Origin of the sequence: Arthrobacter sp. CAN_C5, from assembly GCF_017875735.1 — a bacterium.
Lineage (GTDB): Bacteria > Actinomycetota > Actinomycetes > Actinomycetales > Micrococcaceae > Arthrobacter_D.
Map to the genome: position 1 here is coordinate 2,608,092 of NZ_JAGGMZ010000001.1, position 20,741 is coordinate 2,628,832.

General features: G+C 63.3%; 21 protein-coding genes and 1 pseudogene. 7 read left to right on the forward strand and 15 right to left on the reverse strand.

Going from position 1 to position 20,741, the window contains the following annotated elements; all coding sequences use genetic code 11:
• Positions 1–38 precede the first annotated feature (38 nt).
• Positions 39–1,186, reverse strand: a protein-coding gene (locus H4V95_RS12240; protein ID WP_209730756.1) for an IS3 family transposase whose coding sequence is annotated in 2 segments (ribosomal slippage) — positions 39–907 and positions 907–1,186 — 1,149 coding nt in all. Because the reading frame shifts where the segments join, the coding sequence is not laid out codon by codon here.
• A gap of 292 nt (positions 1,187–1,478) precedes the next feature.
• On the opposite strand from H4V95_RS12240, the pseudogene H4V95_RS12245 reads away from it, so the two are divergent.
• From H4V95_RS12245 to H4V95_RS12260, 4 genes and pseudogenes are all read left to right on the forward strand, one after another.
• A pseudogene (locus tag H4V95_RS12245) lies at positions 1,479–2,091 on the forward strand (recombinase family protein).
• Positions 2,092–2,210: 119 nt separating this feature from the next.
• On the forward strand, positions 2,211–2,636 hold the full coding sequence (locus H4V95_RS12250; RefSeq protein WP_209730757.1) for a hypothetical protein: 426 nt from the start codon (positions 2,211–2,213) through the stop codon (positions 2,634–2,636).
• Positions 2,637–2,919: 283 nt separating this feature from the next.
• Positions 2,920–3,210, forward strand: coding sequence for a hypothetical protein (locus tag H4V95_RS12255; protein ID WP_209730758.1), 291 nt, complete (start codon positions 2,920–2,922; stop codon positions 3,208–3,210).
• A gap of 253 nt (positions 3,211–3,463) precedes the next feature.
• Positions 3,464–3,913 carry an SRPBCC domain-containing protein gene (locus tag H4V95_RS12260; RefSeq protein WP_209730759.1) on the forward strand — a complete coding sequence of 150 codons (450 nt, stop codon included), beginning with the start codon at positions 3,464–3,466 and terminating at the stop codon, positions 3,911–3,913.
• A 34-nt stretch (positions 3,914–3,947) separates the two neighbouring features.
• Here the strand turns inward: H4V95_RS12260 and H4V95_RS12265 are convergent, their stop codons facing one another.
• Both H4V95_RS12265 and H4V95_RS12270 read right to left on the reverse strand, forming a co-directional pair.
• Entirely contained in the window at positions 3,948–4,253 is a 306-nt protein-coding gene (locus H4V95_RS12265; RefSeq protein WP_312884028.1) for a transcriptional regulator, read from the reverse strand.
• The gene (locus tag H4V95_RS12270; protein WP_209730761.1) at positions 4,250–4,699 is read right to left on the reverse strand and encodes a hypothetical protein; all 450 of its coding nucleotides are present in this window, start codon (positions 4,697–4,699) and stop codon (positions 4,250–4,252) included. Before H4V95_RS12270 ends, H4V95_RS12265 begins: the two co-directional genes overlap by 4 nt.
• A gap of 248 nt (positions 4,700–4,947) precedes the next feature.
• Between H4V95_RS12270 and H4V95_RS12275 the strand changes: the two genes are divergently transcribed.
• Together H4V95_RS12275 and H4V95_RS12280 are read left to right on the forward strand one after the other, a co-directional pair.
• Positions 4,948–6,093, forward strand: a complete 1,146-nt coding sequence (locus H4V95_RS12275) for an IS30 family transposase (RefSeq protein WP_395939873.1) — start codon at positions 4,948–4,950, stop codon at positions 6,091–6,093.
• Between the two features lie 238 nt (positions 6,094–6,331).
• Entirely contained in the window at positions 6,332–7,471 is a 1,140-nt protein-coding gene (locus H4V95_RS12280) for a calcium/sodium antiporter (protein ID WP_209730762.1), read from the forward strand.
• A 626-nt stretch (positions 7,472–8,097) separates the two neighbouring features.
• Here H4V95_RS12280 and H4V95_RS12285 read toward each other — a convergent pair.
• The 3 genes from H4V95_RS12285 to H4V95_RS12295 all read right to left on the reverse strand — a co-directional run bounded on the left by H4V95_RS12285 (position 8,098) and on the right by H4V95_RS12295 (position 10,170).
• Entirely contained in the window at positions 8,098–8,502 is a 405-nt protein-coding gene (locus H4V95_RS12285) for a hypothetical protein (protein WP_209730763.1), read from the reverse strand.
• A gap of 49 nt (positions 8,503–8,551) precedes the next feature.
• The gene (locus H4V95_RS12290; protein ID WP_209730764.1) at positions 8,552–9,574 is read right to left on the reverse strand and encodes an NADPH:quinone reductase; all 1,023 of its coding nucleotides are present in this window, start codon (positions 9,572–9,574) and stop codon (positions 8,552–8,554) included.
• 83 nt (positions 9,575–9,657) lie between these two features.
• Complete coding sequence (locus H4V95_RS12295; protein ID WP_209730765.1) at positions 9,658–10,170, reverse strand: hypothetical protein; 513 nt, start codon at positions 10,168–10,170, stop codon at positions 9,658–9,660.
• A 55-nt stretch (positions 10,171–10,225) separates the two neighbouring features.
• Here H4V95_RS12295 and H4V95_RS12300 point away from each other — a divergent pair, with 55 nt between their 5' ends.
• Positions 10,226–10,744, forward strand: a complete 519-nt coding sequence (locus H4V95_RS12300) for a flavin reductase family protein (RefSeq protein WP_209730766.1) — start codon at positions 10,226–10,228, stop codon at positions 10,742–10,744.
• A gap of 10 nt (positions 10,745–10,754) precedes the next feature.
• Here H4V95_RS12300 and dnaE read toward each other — a convergent pair whose 3' ends face one another.
• From dnaE to ftsZ, 9 genes are all read right to left on the reverse strand, one after another.
• Positions 10,755–14,231, reverse strand: a complete 3,477-nt coding sequence (gene dnaE, locus H4V95_RS12305; protein ID WP_245346141.1) for a DNA polymerase III subunit alpha — start codon at positions 14,229–14,231, stop codon at positions 10,755–10,757.
• Positions 14,232–14,390: 159 nt separating this feature from the next.
• Positions 14,391–15,326, reverse strand: coding sequence for an RluA family pseudouridine synthase (locus H4V95_RS12310; protein ID WP_209730767.1), 936 nt, complete (start codon positions 15,324–15,326; stop codon positions 14,391–14,393).
• Positions 15,323–15,943 (reverse strand): signal peptidase II, encoded by a 621-nt coding sequence (lspA, locus tag H4V95_RS12315; protein ID WP_196867935.1) that lies wholly within the window; start codon positions 15,941–15,943, stop codon positions 15,323–15,325. The genes H4V95_RS12310 and lspA overlap by 4 nt, the downstream gene beginning before the upstream one ends.
• Positions 15,944–16,101: 158 nt before the next feature.
• Positions 16,102–16,914, reverse strand: coding sequence for a DivIVA domain-containing protein (locus H4V95_RS12320; RefSeq protein WP_209730768.1), 813 nt, complete (start codon positions 16,912–16,914; stop codon positions 16,102–16,104).
• Between the two features lie 141 nt (positions 16,915–17,055).
• The gene (locus H4V95_RS12325; RefSeq protein ID WP_196867937.1) at positions 17,056–17,352 is read right to left on the reverse strand and encodes a YggT family protein; all 297 of its coding nucleotides are present in this window, start codon (positions 17,350–17,352) and stop codon (positions 17,056–17,058) included.
• 60 nt (positions 17,353–17,412) lie between these two features.
• Positions 17,413–17,931 carry a cell division protein SepF gene (locus H4V95_RS12330; RefSeq protein ID WP_171585398.1) on the reverse strand — a complete coding sequence of 173 codons (519 nt, stop codon included), beginning with the start codon at positions 17,929–17,931 and terminating at the stop codon, positions 17,413–17,415.
• Between the two features lie 38 nt (positions 17,932–17,969).
• Positions 17,970–18,713, reverse strand: coding sequence for a YggS family pyridoxal phosphate-dependent enzyme (locus H4V95_RS12335; protein WP_209730769.1), 744 nt, complete (start codon positions 18,711–18,713; stop codon positions 17,970–17,972).
• The gene (locus H4V95_RS12340) at positions 18,710–19,423 is read right to left on the reverse strand and encodes a polyphenol oxidase family protein (protein WP_209730770.1); all 714 of its coding nucleotides are present in this window, start codon (positions 19,421–19,423) and stop codon (positions 18,710–18,712) included. The genes H4V95_RS12335 and H4V95_RS12340 overlap by 4 nt, the downstream gene beginning before the upstream one ends.
• Before the next feature lie 11 nt (positions 19,424–19,434).
• Positions 19,435–20,628: a cell division protein FtsZ gene (gene ftsZ / locus H4V95_RS12345; RefSeq protein WP_171585401.1), complete on the reverse strand. Its 1,194-nt coding sequence runs from the start codon at positions 20,626–20,628 to the stop codon at positions 19,435–19,437.
• Positions 20,629–20,741 lie beyond the last annotated feature (113 nt).

Sequence of the window (20,741 nt, forward strand, 5' to 3'; positions counted from 1 at the left end):
TGCCCACGGTTTGGTTGACTCGTGGGGTTGATAGTTTCTTAGGCGGCTAGCGCCATGTTGTTGATTGTCTCAAACTCGATCGGGGTTAGTTTACCGAGGGCTTTCTGCCGTCGCCGGCGGTGGTAGGTGCGTTCGATCCAGGTGATGATCGCCAACCGTAGTTCGTGGCGTGTTTCCCACCGTTTCCGGTTCAGCACGTTCTTCTGCAGTAGCGAAAAGAACGATTCCATTGCTGCGTTATCGCCGCATGCGCCGACTCGTCCCATGGACCCTGTCAGCCCGTTGGCGTGCAGGGCGGAAACGAACTTCCGGGACCGAAATTGACTGCCTCGGTCTGAGTGCACCACGGTCCCGGAAGGGCTTCGCAGCGCCACAGCGTGGGCCAGCGCGGCGACCGCTAGTGAGGCTTTCATCCGTCCGTCGATGGAGTAGCCCACGATTCGGTTCGAATACAGGTCCTTGATCGCGCGGAGGTAGAGCTTGCCCTCCCCGGTGGGGTGTTCGGTGATGTCGGTAACCCACCTGGTATCTGGGGCGTCAGCGGTGAAGTCCCGTTGCAGCAGGTCATCGTGGACCGGCGGGCCAGCCTTGCCTCCTCCGACCCGTTTGCGGTGAATGACCGAGAGGATGCCATTGGTCGAGCACAGCCGCCAGATGCGCCGCTCACTGGCCACAGGGGCCTTGTCGGCGTTGAGTTCATCGGCGATGAACCGGTATCCGAACGCCGGATCGTCGGCGTGGATGTCGAGGGCGGCGTTGATCAGGTGCGCCTCTTCCCAATCCCGGGCTGCGACAGGGTTTGCCCTCCACTTGTAGAAGGCTTGTTTGGAGAAGTGCAATACCCGGCAGGTCACCGTGACGGGAACACCGTCAGCGGCCAGTTCGCGTACCAGCGGGTACATCATTTTGGGTTGACGTCCCGGGAAAGATAAGCGACGGCCCTTCGCATCACTTCGGCTTCCTGCTCGAGCAACTTGATGCGCTTCCTGGCGTCGCGCAACTCGACGGATTCTTCCTTCGCCGCTCTGGCTTTAGGGTCGTCTTCCTCGTCGGCTTTCTTCAACCAACGGTGCAGGGCAGCCGAGGAAACACCGAAGTCCTTAGCAATCGTGGACAAGGGAGCTTCGCCCTTACGGGCAACCGCGACCACGTCACGGCGGAACTCTTCGGGAAAGGCTTTAGGCATGATGAACATCCTTCCACCCGCGAGGCTAATCCTCACAGGTTAGGAGTCAACCAAACCTTCAGCAGTCCCACTCGACCCTCCCATAGATTGATTGGTGTCGCGGGAACCGACGTCTCGCGGACGATCCCGAACCGCAAGACATTCCCCGAGGTCTGACCCCAGACACAACCTCTTCTCCCCCACCACTGCTCCTATTATGTCTTGCTACCCTGCCTCCTAAGCAGGGGTGCCAATCAGCGGCAACAGCGTTGGTTGCAAGGCACCTAGTGGAGAATTTGGTGCGAGGAGCGGCATGAGCAAGCTGATGGGATATGCGAGAGTTTTAACCCGAGCCCACCGATCGGCAGGTCGCAGACCTTCTTGGCGCCGGCGTTCGTCGCGATGACCTCTACATCGATCACGGAGTCAGCGGAGCTCACGCCCGCCGCCCCGAGTTCAATAAAGCCCTCGAGGCAGTGCACCCGGGTGACACCCTGATCGTGACGGCGCTTGATCGGCTGGGACGATCGACATCGGACATGCTCGCCCTTGCCGACGAGCTAAAGGCATGGAAGGTAAACCGTCGGGTATTGAATCTCGGCGGCGGGAACGTCGACACAGGCACACCCATGGGCTCGATGGTCTTCACCGTCATGGCAGCCCTGGCCCAGATGGAGTTGGAGATCAAACGCGAACACGCCAACAACTCCATCACCAAACGCCGAGACGCCGGCCTCGACCTCGGCGTCCGACGCCCAATCTTCTCCGACAGCCAGATCGCCAATGCCCGCAGGCTCATCGAACAAGGCCAACCCGCCTCTCACGTCGCCCGAGACCTGGGCATGTCACGGACCACCGTATATCGGCGCATCGGCCACCTAGACGCGAAACTATGGGTCGCCTCCCAATCAGCTGATCCGCCGTAGTTGCCGGCGGCCCCTAATCCGACCATTGACCGCGGGGTGGGCCCAGCATACTGTCAGCCCTACCGTCGAAGGTGCCGATCAGGCACTGGAGCACCTGTGACTTCTTTGGGGGAAGAAAAATGGTCTCACGTCTGTCATCACCCAAGCTCGGTCAATCCAATCTGCGCAACTGGGCCGTTCTTGGCCTCACAGCCCTCGTCCTCACAGGAGGGTCCCCAGCAATCGCCGCGTCACCTCTCATGATGTCCATCTCAGCGACAGCGGACAATGCCGGCACTCTTCAGAGCCAAGGACACGGCAACGGGAAAGGTCAAGGAAAGGGCAAAGGCAACGTCACGCAGGCCTTCGACTGTCAGGTCGAGGAAGCAACAAAGTTCATGCGCACGGCCCCTGATGGTTCCACCTACTTCGACACCGACGCCGCACACGCGGCGAATGCTGACCTGACGATCCTGGAAATGGGAACCGTCATCAATCAGCTCGCCGCGTCCCAGCAGCCCGCTCCTGAAGGTCAGGTGTCGATCCGGGCGAGCTTGCCCATTTGAGGCAACTGGTGTGGCCCCGGCCACGGTGGCGGCGCGGCGGTGGACGTCCTTGACTCGATTTGCCGCACCCACGACCAGTGCTACGGCTCACGCGGCTACTTCGCATGTTCCTGTGACCGGGCCATCGTCCGCGACGTACGCGCGAACGCGTCCCGCATGAAGACACAGGAACGAGCCGTAGCTGCAGCAGTGAGTACCTACTTCACCTACTGCCTCTGCAACCCCTTGAAGTAGGCCGTCAACGACACAATAGATTGCACGAAGGATAGGAGGTGCTGAAGTCATGACCTACGCAGATCACGCGGACCACCAGGAACCGCGAGCCACTCGGCCCGTTGCTACATGGGTGTTGATGCTCCTGGCGTTCGCTGTCGTCTTCCTTCTCCCCGACTGGGCTGGAAGCGGCACCCCTCGCCCAATCTGGGTCTTCACCATACCCATCCTTCTCGGCCTGACCGGAGCTGCCTTCGCGCTGCGAACCAGGCATCCGTGGTGGGCAGCAACCTCCGCCCTCTGGGGCTTCGTCCTTATCCAGGTCCTCGTCGTCACCATAACCCTCATCAGCGGCCCATAATCCCATCAAAGGTCATTTGGGCTGTTGATGAGAGTGATGACCTTCAGACACATTGCTGAGACGAACGCAGCCAGCGCCAGAGCCTGGGAAACAAATCCGCACTGGAGCCAGAAATGGCGGTTAATTGCGGTGCTTCTGATGACTTGCACTCCGCACAAAGGGCACAGTGGGTTGTCCCCGGCAGACATCTTCAGCCGGTCCGTAAGGTGGGCGTCAATGGCAACAACGGATACATAATCGCACAGGAGCTGGAATGTCGATCGTTCACGAAACACTGAAGTTCACGAAAACGATTAATGCCGAGCTATCGAGGGTTTGGGAAGCATTCGCTGATCCGATTCAGCGTGCTCGGTGGAGCGTGCCTATGGGCGAAGCGATGGTCTACGAACGGGCAGCGTTCGAAGTCGGTGGTCGCGACCGATACCGCTGCGGCTCGCCTGAATCGCTCGATTTCGTCAACATCGTCGACTACTCGCTCATCGTGCCCCAATCGCTTATTGTGTACACCGAGACCGTGACGACCTCTGATCAGCCACTAAGCGCGGGCGTGGTCACCTGGAGTTTCACCGTCAGCGGGGATATAACCGAGGTGCAGCTCACGAGCCAAGTCACCTCATTCGTCGGTGACGGCATGATCGAGGGTAACCGAAACGGGCACGCAAAGGCACTAAACCAGCTCGAAGAGTTTGTTCTTGACGAATAGTCGTTTCCACCGCCCATACGCCGATCCTCAACCGTTACACCAGCCCCTTCAAGATCTCTTCCAACGCCGTTACATGCTCCTTGAATGCTTTCCTTCCTTTGCGGGTAAGGCGGAAAACAGTTTGAGGTTTTTTCCCCAGGAAGGACTTCTTAATTTCGATCAGCTCGTGCTCTTCAAGGATCGCCGCGTGTTTGGACAATAGTGCGTAGCTGACTGCCAGTTCTTCCTTCAGCACTTGGTAGGTTGCATCGTCCACAGTAGATAGTGCAGCCATGATTGTGAACCGCACCGGGGAGTGTACCAAGTCATCGAGCTTTGCTCGGGAGTCCCCGAGTGTCACCGGCTGCGCACCAAGAGCCACAGTGCACATGCGAACATGGGGGCGGATACAAGCAGGGCTACCAAGAGCGCGACACCAAAATGAGCTGGGGATTCAACATCGTTTCTCAGCCATTGCACTGCGAGTGAAGCACCGATTGCACCCCACAGAGCTGCAAGGGATTCTATTGTCCTGTAGTGGCGCGGACGCACTGTTCTGACACGAGAATGAACGACGCTGAGCAGAACCCCCAGCAGCAGCCATCCCCCGATGACTATCAGCCCATAGGTCTCGACCCAGAGATCCGTTCCAAACTGGAACATCAGCAGGACATAGACTGCAATCGACGTTGCCCACGCGGCCACGAGCATCCCATCTCGCCGGCTGGATACCCGTTTGAAAGCTACCTGGCCTCGAACAGCCGATCGAATTGGAACACTGTCGCCGCGAAGCTCGTCCTTATCCATGTTTCCAACCTATTGATCAGTTAACGAATCGTCAATAAACTTAGTGCAAATGAAGACTTCACTAGAAGGCACTATCAGAATTTTCGTCGAACGTCTGCCCAATTAGGTTCTCCGACCCGACACTTGAAAGGTGTCCGTAAGCCGGTGGCGAGCTCAAGCGGTCGTTGCAACACCCCTATTGATGTGAGGTGCTGCGTACGTTGTCGAAGAAGGAACGGATCGAGAATGAGGCGCGGTTTTGGGTGTTGATGGCGCAGGGCTCCACGTTGACGGCGGCGTGTGATGCTGTGGGTGTGAATCGACAAACTGGGCGACGTTGGCGGCAAGCAACCGGTGGGCGGATCCCGCGTGCCAAGCCGGAGCCGTCGGGTCGGTACCTGTGCCTGGAGGATCGGCTGCGGATTGCCGACCTGCATCTGGCCGGGACCGGCGTGCGGGGGATCGCCCGAGAGGTGGGGCGGTCGGCCTCGACGGTCAGCCGTGAGCTGCACCGCAACGGCCCCGAACCGGGTCCGCGGGGGCGGGGGAAGTACGCTCCGTATGCTGCCCAGAAACGGGCCGAGCTCCGCGGACGCCGACCCAAGGCCAGCAAGTTTGATGACTTGGAACTGGCATCCTTAGTACAGGCCAAGTTGTGCGTGAAGTGGAGCCCCGAGCAGATCAGCGACCACCTCGCCGCGGCGTTCCCAGACCGAGCGGAGATGCAGGTGTGTCCCGAAACGATCTACCAGGCACTGTACGTCCAGGGCCGCGGTCATTTACGCGCTGACCTGCACCAACACCTGCGCACCGGCCGTGCCATGAGGCGTCCCAGACGCTCCACCGCTGCTAAGAGTTCGGGGAAGATCCCAGACATGATCCTGATCAGCGAACGGCCCGCCGAGGTCGCAGACCGCGCCGTCCCTGGCCACTGGGAAGGGGATCTGGTGCTGGGCTCAAACTGCCGCTCGGCCATCGCCACCCTCGTGGAGCGCCAGACCCGGTTCACGATGCTCATCCACCTGCCCGAGGACCATGGCGCCATCGCGGTCCGTGACGGTCTCCTGGCGGCCATCAAGACCCTCCCAGCACACCTGGCTAAGTCGCTGACCTGGGACCAGGGCACCGAGCTGGCCCAGCACCGCCAGATCACCATGGCCACGAAAATGGCCATCTACTTTTGCGACCCTCATTCACCGTGGCAGCGGGGCTCCAATGAGAACACGAACGGGTTGCTGCGCCAGTATTTCCCCAAAGGCACAGACCTGTCCGTGCACTCACCCCAGCGGCTGCTCGAAGTCGCTACCGAACTCAACGACCGGCCCCGCAAAACACTCGGCGGGATCACCCCCGCACAAGCCATGGAACGACTACTATTCGAACCAGGCAAACCCATCGTTGCAACGACCGCCTAAATTCGCCGGTCCTTCACCGCGACACCTTCTCACCGCTCCCCCGGAAGTCAAAATCCCATATGTGCGACTGTTAGCCGTGGGTGGCGTTTTATCACAGCTTTGGTTGGCGGTTCAGCTGATATCCGATTGCGAGGAGGGTTGAGAGCGCGGCTTCCACGATGTCGGCGGTGACGGAGCACCGTTAGCTGCTGTGGGCACCGATGGCAGGGCTGGGGCTGTGGTCCGTACACTCCTACCCATGGATGCATTTGACGTGGGACGGATTGTGGCTGGACTGGCGTTGCTGGTGCTGGGTGGGGAATTCCTGGTACGGGGGGCCTCAGCGATGGCGCGACGCGTGGGAATCTCCTCGCTGGTGGTTGGGCTCACCGTGGTCTCGGCGGCCACATCTGCACCGGAGCTGGCCGTGACCATCGGTGCTGTCATGCGCGACGAACCCGGGCTTGCTGTGGGCAACGTGGTCGGCAGCAACATCGTCAATGTCCTGCTCATCCTGGGGCTTTCCGCACTGGTTGTTCCGCTTGCTGTGAAGCAGCGGTTGGTGCGCTTTGACCTGCCCTTGATGGTCGGCCTATCAGTCGGTTTGTTCCTCGTGTCCTTGGACGGGCGGATCAGCGCGGTAGATGGGTTGGTCCTCTTCTGCGTCGTGGTCGTGCACACTGTGATGACCGTCGTCATCAGCCGGCGCGATGCAAAGATCCCCATGACGCCGGTCCTGGCCGGGGGGTCGAACACCGCCGATCCGTCCCGGGGAAAAGAAGCAGCGCCTGCCGACTCTTTCGGCAGATCGCTACTGCTGGTGCTGTTGGGGGTCGCCTTACTGGTGGCCGGTGCCACGCTGCTCGTGGAAGGCGCGGTGAGCATTGCCGCCACACTGGGCGTGAGCAGCCTCGTGGTCGGTCTGACTGTGGTGGCAGTCGGGACGTCGTTGCCCGAACTGGCGACATCCATCATTGCGGTGCGTCGCGGTGAACGTGACCTGGCCGTAGGCAACGTAGTCGGCAGCAACATCTTCAACATTGGGGTGGTGCTTGGTCTGCCTGCACTGATTTCGCTTGAGGGTATTCCCGTATCCGCTGCTGCAGTGGCCTTCGATATGCCGGTGTTGCTGGCGGCCGCGGTGGCCCTGCTGCCTGTCGCGTTCACCGGTTTCGCAATCGCGCGTTGGGAGGGCATCCTGTTCGTGGGCCTATACCTGGCTTACACCGGATATGTCATTCTGACCGCCACCGCACACGATGCGCTGGAAGGGTTCACTGCAGCCATGGCCTGGTTCGTGCTGCCATTGATCGCGATGACCCTCATCTCCTTTACAGCCTATGAAATCGGGCTCCACAAAGGACGCCAAAACCCGGACCAGACCAAGAGCTCGCCCTAGTCCATGTCCTTGGTCCCGCCGGACCAACGAGGCGGACGCCCCACCGAAGCAGCGGCAAGAATACCGCTGGGTGTGCTTGCCTCCGGGCCTAATCCGCTTGCTAGCCTTTCCCATCCGGAGATGAACCGACAGAGGGACCCATGCTATTGCCTGCTCTGTGGCAAGCCGGATCGATAGGTGGAGCGCACGGGGGCGACCGCGATGAATAGAGGTGCTACTACTGCTACTACGGGTTTGCCAACTAGCGCTGTGCCGGTCACATCACCTCGCGTAGAAGGCGAAGTGAACCGTCCCGGATTTGATGCCGCTGTCTTCTCGTGCAGTTCGCATGACGGTGGATCGGTTGTCCGACTATCCCTCTGTTTATACAGCCTGTAAGGCGCTGGCGCCGAAGCTGGGAGTCGGTGCTGAATCGCTGCGCCGTTGGGTGGTCCAGGCCCAGATCAATGCCGGCGAAAAGACCGGCCCAAACTGGGCGTGGAAGACACACCTGCCACGCGCCCCGGATAGACGGTATCGCCCGTGAAAAGTATGGCGATTCATGGGTCAAGAAACGTGATCGACGCTTCCTGGTGACCAGGGAAGGGACCAGCAGCTCGCGACCGCCCAGGTCCACGGTGGCAACCCTACGGCTGTGGATCGATCCGCTGTCCAAACCTTGGCGGCTCGATCATCGGATCGTCTGCTTTGAGGCGGCCCAGCGGTTCCTCCCCTCGCAGACGCTGACTCAGCTCATCCCTTGAGGGCCCACGCAAGGCCGCGCCGCCCGGGACCTGGGATCCGGAGTCTGGATCGGCGTCGTCGTCGTTGGCGTCGTGCGAGGGAAGGAAAATGGTGAACAGGAACGCAATCGCGAAGGCCACCAGTCCTGCACGCCACCCCACGTCGCTGCGCAGGACGTTGTCCGTCCCACCCGAGGTCACCACAGCCGCGATGATTCCCACGAAAAGTCCAACACCGGCACCGAGAGCTAGACCCCGCCCGACCCGGAGCAGAAGGCGACGAAAAATGTCGTGATGCTCAAATTTCATATCCCACTTCTCCGGTGGATCGAGGGGCCGTCAGGTGGACGCACGGGACCTAGACGGTCTCGTCCGCAACCCGAATGAGGACCTTGCCGGTCACGCCGCTTTCAACGGCGTCGTGCGCGGCAGCCGTCTCCTCCAGAGGGAACCAGTGCAGCGGAAGTCCGGCGGACTCCCCCACGGGCAGAGCGCCAGCGCGCAATGCAGCGGTAATGTCCTCAGCAGCAGCCTGCAGCGGCTCGGCCCCCACTGTGTAGAGGAGCAGACCCTGCCAGCGGACGTTCTTCGCAAAACTAGCGATGATCGGGGCCGTGAACTCGTCCCCGTTGTTGTTCGCGTAGTAGGCAATGCTGCCATGGTTGGCCAGCACCTCGACGTCGAGCGCTGCGTTCTGGGCTGGCGCCACCTCGACCACGTGGTGGACGCCGTCGGGAGCGATCTCGCGGATCCGCTCAGCGAGGGAGTCATCGGGATACCGGACCACGTGGTGGGCACCCGCCACTCGGGCCAGTTCAGCCTTCGCGTCGCTGCTCACCGTCGCGATCACGGTGGCGCCTGCCCAGACAGCGAGCTGGATCGCGGCATGTCCGACGGCCCCCGCTCCGCCCTGCACCAGAACCACCCGGCCGCTCAGCGCGTCTGGTCCCAGACGGGCCGGCCCCTGTTCGTGGACGGTGAGTGCACGGTGCGCCGTCATCGCCGGAACGCCAAGGCTGGCGGCCACGTCAAAGTCGATACCCTCAGGAAGCGTCACCACCCGGTCAGCGGGAAGTACGGTGAACTCCTGCGCGGTTCCCGTGGGACGGCCATGCGCAGCCAGATACAGCCAGGCCCTGTCCCCGACTGCCAGACCCGTGACGCCGTCGCCGAGCGACTCGATCACGCCGGCGCCGTCCTGGTTGGGGACCACCTCGTCAAAGGCGAGCTCCCCTTCGGAGCGGGCCTTCCAATCGGTGGGATTGACGCCGGAGGCGACAACGCGAACCCGGACTTCACCGGGGCCGGGAGCGGCTGCTTCACGCTCTACGAGGGCCAGGACTGAAGATGCTCCGGTTCCGGAGTAAACGATTGCTTTCATACTCAGGCCAACGGGCTGTGTCAGCGCCCTATTCCCTGCGGACCGCGGACCTGATGTAGGCACCTGGTCCCGGGGACCAGGTGCTAGGCGCGGCGTTTGCCCCAGGCCAAATCGATCAGGGCGGAAATGAACACGACAAGTGCCGCAGCTGCCGGCCAGATGGCGGCCGCACCCAGTGAATGCAGGACAAAGTCCGGTTCCGCACCAAACATCATGCCCAGCCATTGGCCGACGACGACGGCGAGCACCGACCCCACCAGTGATCCGCCCACCGCCGCACCAATCCGCTCCCAGGCCCCAGGCAGATCCATCCGTTGCACCAGGAGCCAGCCCACCACGATACCGACGACCAGCTGGAGCCCTGCAAGGGTGAGGTCGCCCACCAGAGCTGCTTCCTCGGGCCCCGGGTCGCCGTAGAGGCCACCCCCGGGTGCGGCAAACCACCACGCCACGCCCATCAGCAACCCGAGACCGGCCATGGCGCAGGCCCACCAGACAAGCGACGTCGGCGGAACGCCGGTGTCCTTGGCGGCCACGGTGTACACGGGGGGTGGGTAGCTGCCGGGGTGCTCGGCGTCGGGGCTGGTGGGGCGCATGACTTATACATTAACAAAGTTATCCGGCACCAGGACCTCACCTAGGGTGGGGTGCGTGAATCAACAAGCTCCCGCCGACCAGCCAGGCCTCGACCCGGCAGCAGCCTTCCGTGACTCTTTCCGCCGCCATCCGGCGGGAGTCACGATCATCACCGCTGTCTATGAGGGTAAACCGTTTGGGTTCACCGCAACCTCGGTATCTTCCCTCTCCGCCGACCCGCCACGGTTCACCTTCAACATGGCCCGCACCTCGTCGTCCTGGCCCGCCGTCGCCAATACCAGCTACATCGGGGTCCACATGCTGGGGCTCGCCAACCGTGAGCTCGCGGACCGGTTTGCGCGCAGCCGTGACCGTTTCGACGGCGACCATTGGAAGCCGGGCCCGCACGGCGTGCCGGTGCTGGAGAACGTGGCGGCGCACCTGATCGGCCGGATCAGCATGCGATTGTCCTTCGAGAACAACGCGGTGGTGGTGGCGGAGGTTACGTCAGGCGAAGTGGGTGAGCCTGGCGTCCCGCTGCTCTACCACGGCGGAGCGTACGGCCAGCCGGCCGCGCTTGACTACGAGATCTAGCGCCGCCCGCCTATACGTCCAGGCAGGCGGGCCCCAGCAGCACCTTCAAGTCGCCGAAGAGTGACGACGTCGGATTGACCCGCAGCTCGACGCCGAGCCTCATCACCTCGACCTTGCGGTTGCTGTTCAGCCGGATCTGAACCTCGCTGGTGCCCGGATGGGTCCGGAGCACGTCCCGGAGCGCGACGACGGCGGTTTCGGTGGCCTTGTGGTGCGCCATCGAGATGACCACCGGCCCGGAGTGGCCCTCACTGAGGTCCGGGACGCTGAGCTCCTGCGCGTTCAACGTGACGGCGCCGTCGTCGCGCCGTTGCAGCCGGCCCCGGACGACGACGATCAGATCCTCGGCGAGGACACCGGCGATCGGACCGTACACCTGCCCGAAGAACATCACTTCCATCGACCCGGCGAGGTCCTCGATCTCGGCGCGGGCGTAGGCGTTGCCGCTGTTCTTCGCGATCCGCCGCTGCAGCGAGGTGATCATGCCCGCGATGGTGACCATGGAACCATCGGCGGGGCCTTCGTCGCTGATGATCGAGGTGATCGAGGAGTCGGCGTGCTGGCTCAGGATCTTGTCGAGGCCCTGTAGTGGGTGGTCGGAGACGTACAGGCCGAGCATGTCGCGTTCGAAGGAGAGCTTGTCCTTCTTCTCCCACTCCGGCAGGTCCGGCACCTCGACGGAGAGGCCTCCAACGGATCCGGGTTCGTCGAACGCGCTGAACAGGTCGAACTGGTTCGCTGCCTCGTTGCGCTTGAGGACAATCACCGAGTCCACGGCTTCCTCGTGGATCATGGCGAGGGCCCTGCGGGGGTGCTTCAGCGAGTCGAACGACCCTGCCTTGATCAAGGATTCGATGGTCCGTTTGTTGCAGACCACCGCCGGGACCTTCTGCAGGAAGTCGCTGAAGGAGGTGAAGGCCCCCTTCTCGGTGCGGGCCCCGACCATGGCGCCCACCACGTTGGCGCCGACGTTGCGGATGGCCCCCATCCCGAAGCGGATGTCGGTGCCGACCGGGGTGAAGTTCACGCTCGACTCGTTGACGTCCGGCGGGAGGACGGTGATGCCCATCCGGCGGCACTCGTTGAGGTAGATCGCCAGCTTGTCCTTGTCATCGCCCACACTGGTCAGCAGCGCGGCCATGTACTCGGCCGGATGATGGGCCTTGAGGTAGGCCGTCCAGTAGGACACCAGCCCATAGGCGGCGGAGTGGGCCTTGTTGAACGCGTAGTCGGAGAACGGCAACAGGATGTCCCACAGCGTTTTGATCGCCGCTTCGGAGTATCCGTTGTCTTTCATGCCGTTGGCGAAGCCCTCGTACTGCTTGTCCAGTTCCGACTTCTTCTTCTTGCCCATCGCGCGGCGGAGGATGTCGGCGCGGCCCAGGGAGTAGCCGGCGACCTTCTGGGCGATGGCCATTACCTGCTCCTGATACACGATCAGGCCGTAGGTGGTCCCCAGGATGTCGGCCAGGGGCTCCTCCAGTTCGGGGTGGATCGGGGTGACCTCCTGCGCGCCGGTCTTACGCAGCGCGTAGTTGGTATGCGAGTTCGCGCCCATGGGTCCCGGCCGGTACAGCGCGATGACCGCGGAGATGTCTTCGAAGTTGTCCGGACGCATCAGTTTCAGCAGGGCTCGCATCGGACCGCCGTCAAGCTGGAACACGCCCAGGGTGTCGCCGCGGGCCAGCAGTTCGTAGGAGCCCTGGTCCTCGAGGTCCAGGTCCTCCAGCACCAGGTCGATGTCCTTGTTGAGCTTGATGTTCTCCACCGCGTCGGTGATGATCGTCAGGTTCCGCAGGCCGAGGAAGTCCATTTTGATCAGTCCGAGGTTTTCACACGTCGGGTAGTCGAACTGCGTGATGATCTGACCGTCCTGGTCACGGCGCATCAGCGGGATGATGTCGATCAGCGGGTCGGAGGACATAATGACACCGGCGGCGTGGACACCCCACTGGCGCTTCAGGCCCTCCAGGCCCAGCGCGGTTTCGAAAACCTTCGCCGAGTCGGCGTCAGACTTTAGCAGCTCACGCAGCTCCTCGGCTTCGGAGTAGCGTTTCGAATTCTTGTCGTGCACATCGGTCAGGGCCAGTCCCTTGCCCATGACGTCCGGCGGCATGGCCTTGGTGAGCCGCTCCCCCATCGAGAACGGGTAACCCATCACCCGGGAGGAGTCCTTCATGGCCTGCTTGGCCTTGATGGTGCCGTAGGTGACGATCATGGCGACCCGCTCGTCGCCGTACTTCTCGGTGACGTACCGGATCACTTCGGACCGGCGCCGATCATCGAAGTCGACGTCAAAGTCGGGCATGGAGACGCGCTCCGGGTTCAGGAACCGCTCGAAGATCAGACCGTGCTGCAGCGGGTCGAGGTCGGTGATGCGCATCGCATAGGCGACCATCGACCCGGCGCCGGAGCCTCGGCCAGGGCCCACCCGGATTCCGTTGTCCTTAGCCCAGTTGATGAAGTCGGCGACCACCAGGAAGTAGCTGGGGAAGCCCATCTGGGTGATGACGCCGGTCTCGTACTCGGCCTGCTTGCGGACGGCGTCGGGGATGCCCGCCGGGTAGCGGTACTGCAGCCCGGTCTCGACCTCCTTAACGAACCAGGATTGCTCGCTTTCCCCCTCGGGAACGGGGAAACCGGGCATGTAGTTGGCTTTGGTGTTGAATTCGACGTCGCACCGCTCGGCGATGAGCAGGGTGTTGTCGCAGGCCTCGGGGTAGTCCCTGAAGATGGAGCGCATCTCTGCAGGCGATTTGAGGTAGAACTCGTCGGCGTCGAACTTGAACCGCTTGGGGTCCGCCATCGTGGACCCGGACTGCACGCAGAGCAGGGCCGCGTGGGCCTTAGCGTCCTCCGCATGCGTGTAGTGCAGGTCATTGGTGGCGACCATGGGCAGCCCGAGTTCCCTGGCGAGCTTGATCAGGTCCGACTGGACGGCGCGCTCAATGTCGAGGCCGTGGTCCATCAGTTCGCAGAAGAAGTTGTCGGCGCCGAAAATGTCGCGGAAGTCGGAGGCCGCCTGCATCGCCTCGCGGTACAGGCCAAGGCGGAGCTTGGTCTGCACCTCACCCGAGGGGCAGCCGGTGGTCGCGATGAGACCCTTACCGTAGGTCTGCAGCAGGTCCCGGTCCATCCGCGGCTTGTACAGGTAACCTTCCAGGGACGCCAGCGAGGACATGCGGAAGAGGTTGTGCATTCCCTCGGTGGTTTCAGCCCACATGGTCATGTGCGTGTACGCGCCGGCCCCCGAGACGTCGTCGCGGCCGCCACCGCCCCACTTCACCCGGGTCTTGTCGGCACGTGCGGTGCCGGGCGTGAGGTAGGCCTCGACGCCGATGATCGGTTTGATCCCGGCTGCCCGGGCCTTGTCCCAGAAATCGAAGGCCCCAAAGACGAAGCCGTGGTCGGTGGTGGCGAGGGCTTTCATGCCCAGTTCCTCGGTGTGACTGAACAGGTCAGTCAGCCGGGCTGCACCGTCCAGCATCGAGTATTCGGTGTGATTGTGCAGGTGGACGAAGGAATCGTCACGGGTCGGCTTGGCTGGGGAAGCTTGGGGAGATGCTGTTGAAACCACCCTCCCATTCTAGGCCAGTCCACCTCCCTGCCCGACGGACATGCCGGGCACCGTAGGAGGCGGCTCAGCTCACACGGTGCCGGCGGCGAGGGCTTCCAGCGCGTACCGGAGATCGTCCGGATAGGGGCTGGTCGCGCTGACGGTCTCCCCCGACACCGGATGCTCAAACGTGAGCTTCTGGGCGTGGAGCCACTGCCGGGTCAACCCCAGGTGGGCGGCCAGGCTGGGGTCGGCACCGTAGGTCAGGTCCCCGACGCAGGGGTGGCGGAGGGCCGAGAAGTGCACCCTGATCTGGTGGGTACGCCCGGTCTCCAGGTTGACCTCCAGCAGGCTCGCCTTCCCGAACGCCTCCAGCACCGTGTAGTGGGTCCGGGACGGTCGCCCATCCTCCAGTACGGCGAAGCGCCAGTCGTGCGCCGGGTGCCTACCGATGGGAGCGTCGATGGTTCCCTCCAGCGGGTCCGGGAGCCCCTGGACCAGGGCGTGGTAGACCTTCTCCACGCTGCGTTCCTTGAATGCGCGTTTCAGCACCGTGTAGGCGTGCTCGGTTTTCGCGACCACCATCGCTCCGGAGGTGCCCACATCCAGGCGATGGACAATCCCTGCGCGTTCGGTGGCGCCCGATGTTGAGATCCGGTATCCGGCCCCCGCGAGGGCGCCCACTACCGTCGGTCCCACCCAGCCGGGCGAGGGATGCGCGGCAACGCCGACGGGCTTGTCAATGATCACCAGGTCGTCGTCGTCGTACAGGATGCCCATGCCGTCAACGGTCTCGACGACGACCGCGAGGGGGTCAACGGTGGCGGGCACCCTGATCTGCAGGACCGCTCCCGCGGCCGGTCGGTCGGACTTGCCGACCGCCTTTCCGTTGCTCATGACGAAACCGGCCACGCACCAGGCGGCGGCAGCGGACCGGGAGACCCCGGCGACCGCTGCGAGTACCGCGTCGGCGCGTGCACCGCCGAGATCAGCCGGGACGCGCTCGTCCCGTTCCACGGCGTTCACTTGGTCTCTTCCGGGCCGTCGACGGCCGGTTCATCAACGACGCGTTGACCGTCCAGGCCGATCCCCCGAAGGGTGAGCAGGCAGATCAGGCAGACGCCGGTGACGACGGCGGAGTCGGCGATGTTGAAGATGGCAAAGTTGGGGAAGGCGATGAAATCGACCACGTGGCCCTGCCCGAAGGAGGGTTCCCGCAATAACCGGTCGGTCAGGTTTCCCACAGCCCCACCGAGCACCAGGCCCAGTGCAACAGCCCATGACCAGCACGCCACCTTGCGGACCTGGGTGATGATAGCGATGGCCACCGCCGCCATGATGATGGTGAACACCCAGGTGTAGTCGGTGCCGATGGAGAAGGCCGCCCCGGGGTTGCGGATGAAGTGCCAGTTGAGGAGGGGCGGGAACACGGGGGTGATCTGGCCCTCGGTCATGGTTGAGACCACCCAGATCTTGGTCAGCTGGTCCGCGATGTAGATGACCGCGAAGCAGGCGATGAAGAGCAGCGCGTACCGGGCGCCGGTGCGTCGCCGGTGGCTGGCGTCCGTCGTCGGGGCGCGGTCGGCCGGTGAGGGTTCGTCGGAGCCGGTGGGGGTGCCACGCTCGGGTGTCTGGTCTGTCATAGCGCTTTCGTGTTTGGCGCTGGCCGCGCCTAGCGGGAGGGGTGCATCAGTGCTGGTAACCAGCCTACGGCAGAGGCCAGCCGCCGGGGATCCCGGTGGCCGGCCTCATGGCGTGCCTTGAACTGTGCTGCGGCGACTAAGCGCCGCACGGATTGGACCTACGAGTTGGTGGCCTCGGAGCCGGTGCTCTTGGAGCTAGTGGTACCGGGGCCGGTGGTCCCGGTGCTGGTGGTCTCGGACGCAACTGATCCGCGGGAATCCAGATCGCGGAGCTGCCCCTCGATGTATGCCTTGAGGCGTGAGCGGTAGTCGCGTTCGAAGGTCCGGAGCTGCTCGACCTTGCCCTCAAGAACAGCCTTCTGCTGCTCCAGCGCGCCCAGAGTCTGGCGGGTCTTCTCTTCGGCGTCGTCAACCATTCCGGTGGCCTTGACCTGCGCCTCGGCGATGATCTTGTCGCGCTGCTCGACACCCGCGTTGACGTACTCGTCATGGAGCTTCTGAGCCATAGCAAGCACGCCAGCGGCTGCGTCGGCCGTGCCGACGGCAGGCGTTGCTGCTGCAGGCGCCGCGGTGGTGGTGTCGTCCGAGGCCTTCGCGTCATCGGCCTGCACACCGTCAGTCTTGGCGTCAGTAGCCTTCGTTGCGTCAGTCTTGGTCGCGTCAGCCTTCGGTGCGGCGGTCTTGGTGTCGTCCGCCTTGGCCGCGGGACCCTTCGGCTCGTCCTTGACCTTCTCCGTGTGCGAGCTTGCCGCTACGGGGGCCGGCACTGCTGTGTCAGGGGCCGCGTCCTGGGACGTGGAGGAGGTGGCGTCCGCGACCTTGCGTCGCAGTTCGTCGTTCTCCTGGTTCAGGCGGCGAAGCTCGACGACGATCTCGTCGAGGAAATCGTCTACCTCGTCCTGATCGTAGCCTTCGCGGAACTTAGTGGGTTGAAACCTTTTGTTGACAACGTCTTCTGGCGTCAGGGCCATCTGGTCACCTCATAGTGGTTATAAGACATGCCTGCCTATGAAGCAGACCTGACTACGGTACCGAATTGTGGACACGAAACTCTAGAATCTACACCGATTATGTGATTCAGCGTATATCTTTGGGGACTCGAAAACGAACCGTTAGACCGAAGTGGCGAGGCTGGCAGCGACGAACATCAGGATGGTCACTCCGATGAACACCACCAGGAAGGCCAGATCGAGCGACACCCCACCCAGCCGCAGCGGCGGGATGAGCCGACGGAAGGCCTTGATCGGTGGGTCGGTCACGGTATACACGCCCGATGCGAGGACCAGTGCGAGCCTCTTGGGGCGCCATCCGCGCGCAAACATCTGCACGGCGTCGTAAACGATCCGAATAATCAGCGCCACCTGGACAACCATCAGTACCAGGTAGATCAGAACAAAAACCAAACTCACGCGGCAGTCACAGTCCTAAAAACGATAATTCGAAAGGAACCCGTGAACCAGTTAACCACGCTAGCTTTGATTGAAGAAACTAGCCTGCGCCTCGCTGGCCTTCTGGTCTTCGCCCAGCACCTCGATGTAGGAGGGCGACAGGAGGAACACTTTGTTCGTCACGCGTTCGATGCTTCCGTGGAGCCCGAACACCAGACCTGCCGAGAAGTCGACCAGACGCTTGGCATCGGATTCACCCATGTCGGTGACATTCATGATGACAGGGATGCCGTCCCGGAAGCTTTCACCGATGAGCTTGGCGTCATTGTAGGAGCGCGGGTGCACCGTGGTGATCTGGCGCAGGGCGGCTGAGTCTTCGCGTGAGGACTGCGCACGCTTGATCGGTGTCACCGGGGCCCGATACTCGTCGACCGGCGCAAGCCGTGCCGCAGGAGCGGCGTCAGCATGGCGGTCGTCTCGGTCGTAGTCCACTGAGTGATCCTCGTTCCTGGCATGTGTTGTCTTCTGCTCGTTTTCGTAGTGCTCATCACCGTCGGCGAGCCCAAGATAGATCATTGTCTTGCGCAGTGCGCCAGCCATGGGTAGCTCCTGTCATTTCGTTAGGTATAGCCCAGACGCTACCCCAAGGGCGGGCGTTCACCGAGGACCTGAGAGCCAATCCTGAGGTGTGTCGCGCCCACCGCCACCGCGGCTTCCAGATCCCCGCTCATGCCTGCCGAGATGCCCGTAGCGGCGGGGAATTCGGTGCGGAGCAGGGCGGAGATCGTGGCGAGCTGCTCGAAGGCCGCCCGCGGTTCTCGCCCCAGTGGAGCAACCGCCATCACCCCGGCCAGGGACAGTCCGTCGGTGCCCTCGATCAGGTGTCCGAGCGTGTTGACCTTTTCCGGGGCCGCTCCCCCGCGTTGGTGTCCGCTGACACCCTCGGTGGCTCCGTCGGCGCCCGAGAGGTCAACCTGGATGAAGCAGTCGAGGGCTCGACCCTCGGGGTTGGTCTCCCGCTCGGCAGCAACGCCCTTGCCGAGCGCCTTCACCAGGGAGGCCCGATCCACCGAGTGCACTGCGTGCGCATACCGCGCCACGGATCGCGCCTTGTTGCTTTGCAGTTGACCGATAAAGTGCCAGCGCAGGCCAAGGTCGGCAAGCTCCTGCGCTTTGGCGGATGCTTCCTGGTCCCGGTTCTCCCCGAGGTCCGCCACCCCAAGCTCAGCCAGGATCCTGAGGTCGGCCACCGGGAAATACTTGGTGACCACAATGAGCCGGGGCCGGTCAGTGCGTCCGGCTTCGAGCAGGGCAGCATCGATGCGCCGGTGGACTGCCGCCAGCCGCCCGGTAAGTTCCTCCGCCCGCGAGGTAGCAGTCACTGGTTCCAGACCAGCCCTACGAACCGGCCAGAGGCGGGACTGCGGCGGTGGGAGTAGAGGGACTCGTTGTCCAGGGTGCACAGCTGTGCCGGATCGTCTCCGACTGGGAACACCTGCACCTCCACCTGCTGTAGTTGCGACGCGACCGCTGCCGGGAGGTCGAGCCCGGGGGTATCCCAGCGTGTGGTTGCCCTCGCGGCCGGGACCACCGCTGCGACGTCGTCGCGCATGCCCGCGGGAACCTCGTAACAGTCACCGCAGATGGACGGGCCGATCCACGCCACCAGATCCTGGGTACCGTTGCGGCGAAGCTGGGCCACGGTGTTCTCGATGATGCCGCCAAGGATTCCCTGCCGGCCTGCATGGACGACGGCGGTCGCCCCGCCGCCCCCGCGGGCCGAAAGCACCACAGGGACACAGTCGGCAACCATGACTGCCAGGGGAACCGATCCGTCGTCGCTGATCAGTGCGTCAGCGGGTACCACTGCGCTGCGGTCATCCCCTGACCCCACCGCGACCGCGTGCGCGGAATGGGTCTGGTGCATGAAGCGCAACGAACCTGCCGGGACGTCCATGGCAGACTCCAATTGCGCACGGCGCCGAAGCACCGAAGCGGGCTCGTCCCCCACATGGAGCGCGAGATTGCCCGCCCCGGCATCCGAAAAGGCCGCCCACCGGCCCGGGTAGATTTCCTGGCGCCAGAAGAACACTGAGTCGGCTGTTATTTCAGGAAGTCCGGCACGTCGAGTTCATCGGAGCGGCTCGAGGAAAAATCCGGTTCGACGACGGCTGGCAGGTCAACGTCAAAACCTGAATCGGCGGGGACGTTGTTGGACTGCTGTGAACGCTGCGACCAGGCACCGAGACCCGCGGAGGCGGGAACGGCTGCGGCGGCGGCAGGCACGCTGGCGCCCACTGACGGAGCGGAGACCGGCTTGGACAGCTGAGCGCTGGGCTGAGAAGTGGCATCGACCTGGTCGAAGCCTGCAGCGATCACGGTCACCCGCGCCTCGTCTCCGAGAGCATCATCGATGACAGCACCGAAGATGATGTTCGCCTCGGGGTGGGCCACTTCCTGGACGAGGCGTGCGGCCTCGTTGATCTCGAACAGGCCCAGGTCCGATCCGCCCTGGATGGACAGCAGGACGCCGTGGGCGCCGTCGATCGATGCCTCAAGCAGCGGCGACGCAATGGCCAGTTCGGCTGCCTTGACCGCGCGGTCTTCGCCGCGGGCCGAGCCGATGCCCATCAGGGCCGAACCTGCACCCTGCATCACTGACTTGACGTCGGCGAAGTCGAGGTTGATCAGACCCGGGGTGGTGATCAGGTCGGTGATGCCCTGCACGCCCGAGAGAAGTACCTGGTCGGCCGAGCGGAAAGCGTCAAGCATCGACACGTTGCGGTCGCTGATGGACAGCAGCCGGTCGTTCGGGATGACGATCAGGGTGTCAACCTCGTCGCGGAGGGTGTCGATTCCGGTTTCGGCCTGGTTGGACCGGCGCCGGCCCTCGAAGGTGAAGGGGCGGGTGACCACGCCGATGGTCAGCGCGCCGAGGGAGCGCGCAATGCGGGCGACGACGGGCGCGCCACCGGTGCCGGTGCCACCACCTTCGCCGGCAGTGACGAAGACCATGTCCGCGCCGCGCAGTACTTCTTCGATTTCCTCTGCGTGATCCTCGGCGGCGCGGCGGCCCACCTCGGGGTCGGCGCCGGCGCCGAGGCCGCGGGTCAGTTCCCGCCCTACGTCTAGTTTGACGTCGGCGTCGCTCATCAGGAGTGCCTGCGCGTCGGTGTTGATGGCGATGAACTCAACGCCACGCAACCCCACCTCGATCATGCGGTTGACGGCGTTCACGCCACCGCCGCCGATACCTACTACCTTGATGACGGCCAAGTAATTCTGCGGTGCTGCCACGGTCCTGTGTCCCTTGTTCGAATGCTAAGTGTGGGGCTTGTCCGGCTGGATGTATTCCCAGCCTTCACCTTGACCAACGTTAACTCTCAACTTGAAAGTCAATGTTATGTCAA

Excerpts from the sequence above, each read along its gene's own strand:
- H4V95_RS12280 (WP_209730762.1), top strand. The coding sequence starts at position 6,332 with ATGGATGCATTTGACGTGGGACGGATTGTGGCTGGACTGGCGTTGCTG.
- H4V95_RS12295 (WP_209730765.1), bottom strand. The coding sequence starts at position 10,170 with ATGCGCCCCACCAGCCCCGACGCCGAGCACCCCGGCAGCTACCCACCC.
- H4V95_RS12270 (WP_209730761.1), bottom strand. The coding sequence starts at position 4,699 with ATGGATAAGGACGAGCTTCGCGGCGACAGTGTTCCAATTCGATCGGCT.
- H4V95_RS12255 (WP_209730758.1), top strand. The coding sequence starts at position 2,920 with ATGACCTACGCAGATCACGCGGACCACCAGGAACCGCGAGCCACTCGG.
- dnaE (WP_245346141.1), bottom strand. The coding sequence starts at position 14,231 with ATGCTGGACGGTGCAGCCCGGCTGACTGACCTGTTCAGTCACACCGAG.
- H4V95_RS12290 (WP_209730764.1), bottom strand. The coding sequence starts at position 9,574 with ATGAAAGCAATCGTTTACTCCGGAACCGGAGCATCTTCAGTCCTGGCC.
- H4V95_RS12260 (WP_209730759.1), top strand. The coding sequence starts at position 3,464 with ATGTCGATCGTTCACGAAACACTGAAGTTCACGAAAACGATTAATGCC.
- lspA (WP_196867935.1), bottom strand. The coding sequence starts at position 15,943 with ATGACAGACCAGACACCCGAGCGTGGCACCCCCACCGGCTCCGACGAA.
- H4V95_RS12275 (WP_395939873.1), top strand. The coding sequence starts at position 4,948 with ATGGCGCAGGGCTCCACGTTGACGGCGGCGTGTGATGCTGTGGGTGTG.
- H4V95_RS12250 (WP_209730757.1), top strand. The coding sequence starts at position 2,211 with ATGGTCTCACGTCTGTCATCACCCAAGCTCGGTCAATCCAATCTGCGC.
- H4V95_RS12320 (WP_209730768.1), bottom strand. The coding sequence starts at position 16,914 with ATGGCCCTGACGCCAGAAGACGTTGTCAACAAAAGGTTTCAACCCACT.
- H4V95_RS12330 (WP_171585398.1), bottom strand. The coding sequence starts at position 17,931 with ATGGCTGGCGCACTGCGCAAGACAATGATCTATCTTGGGCTCGCCGAC.
- H4V95_RS12285 (WP_209730763.1), bottom strand. The coding sequence starts at position 8,502 with ATGAAATTTGAGCATCACGACATTTTTCGTCGCCTTCTGCTCCGGGTC.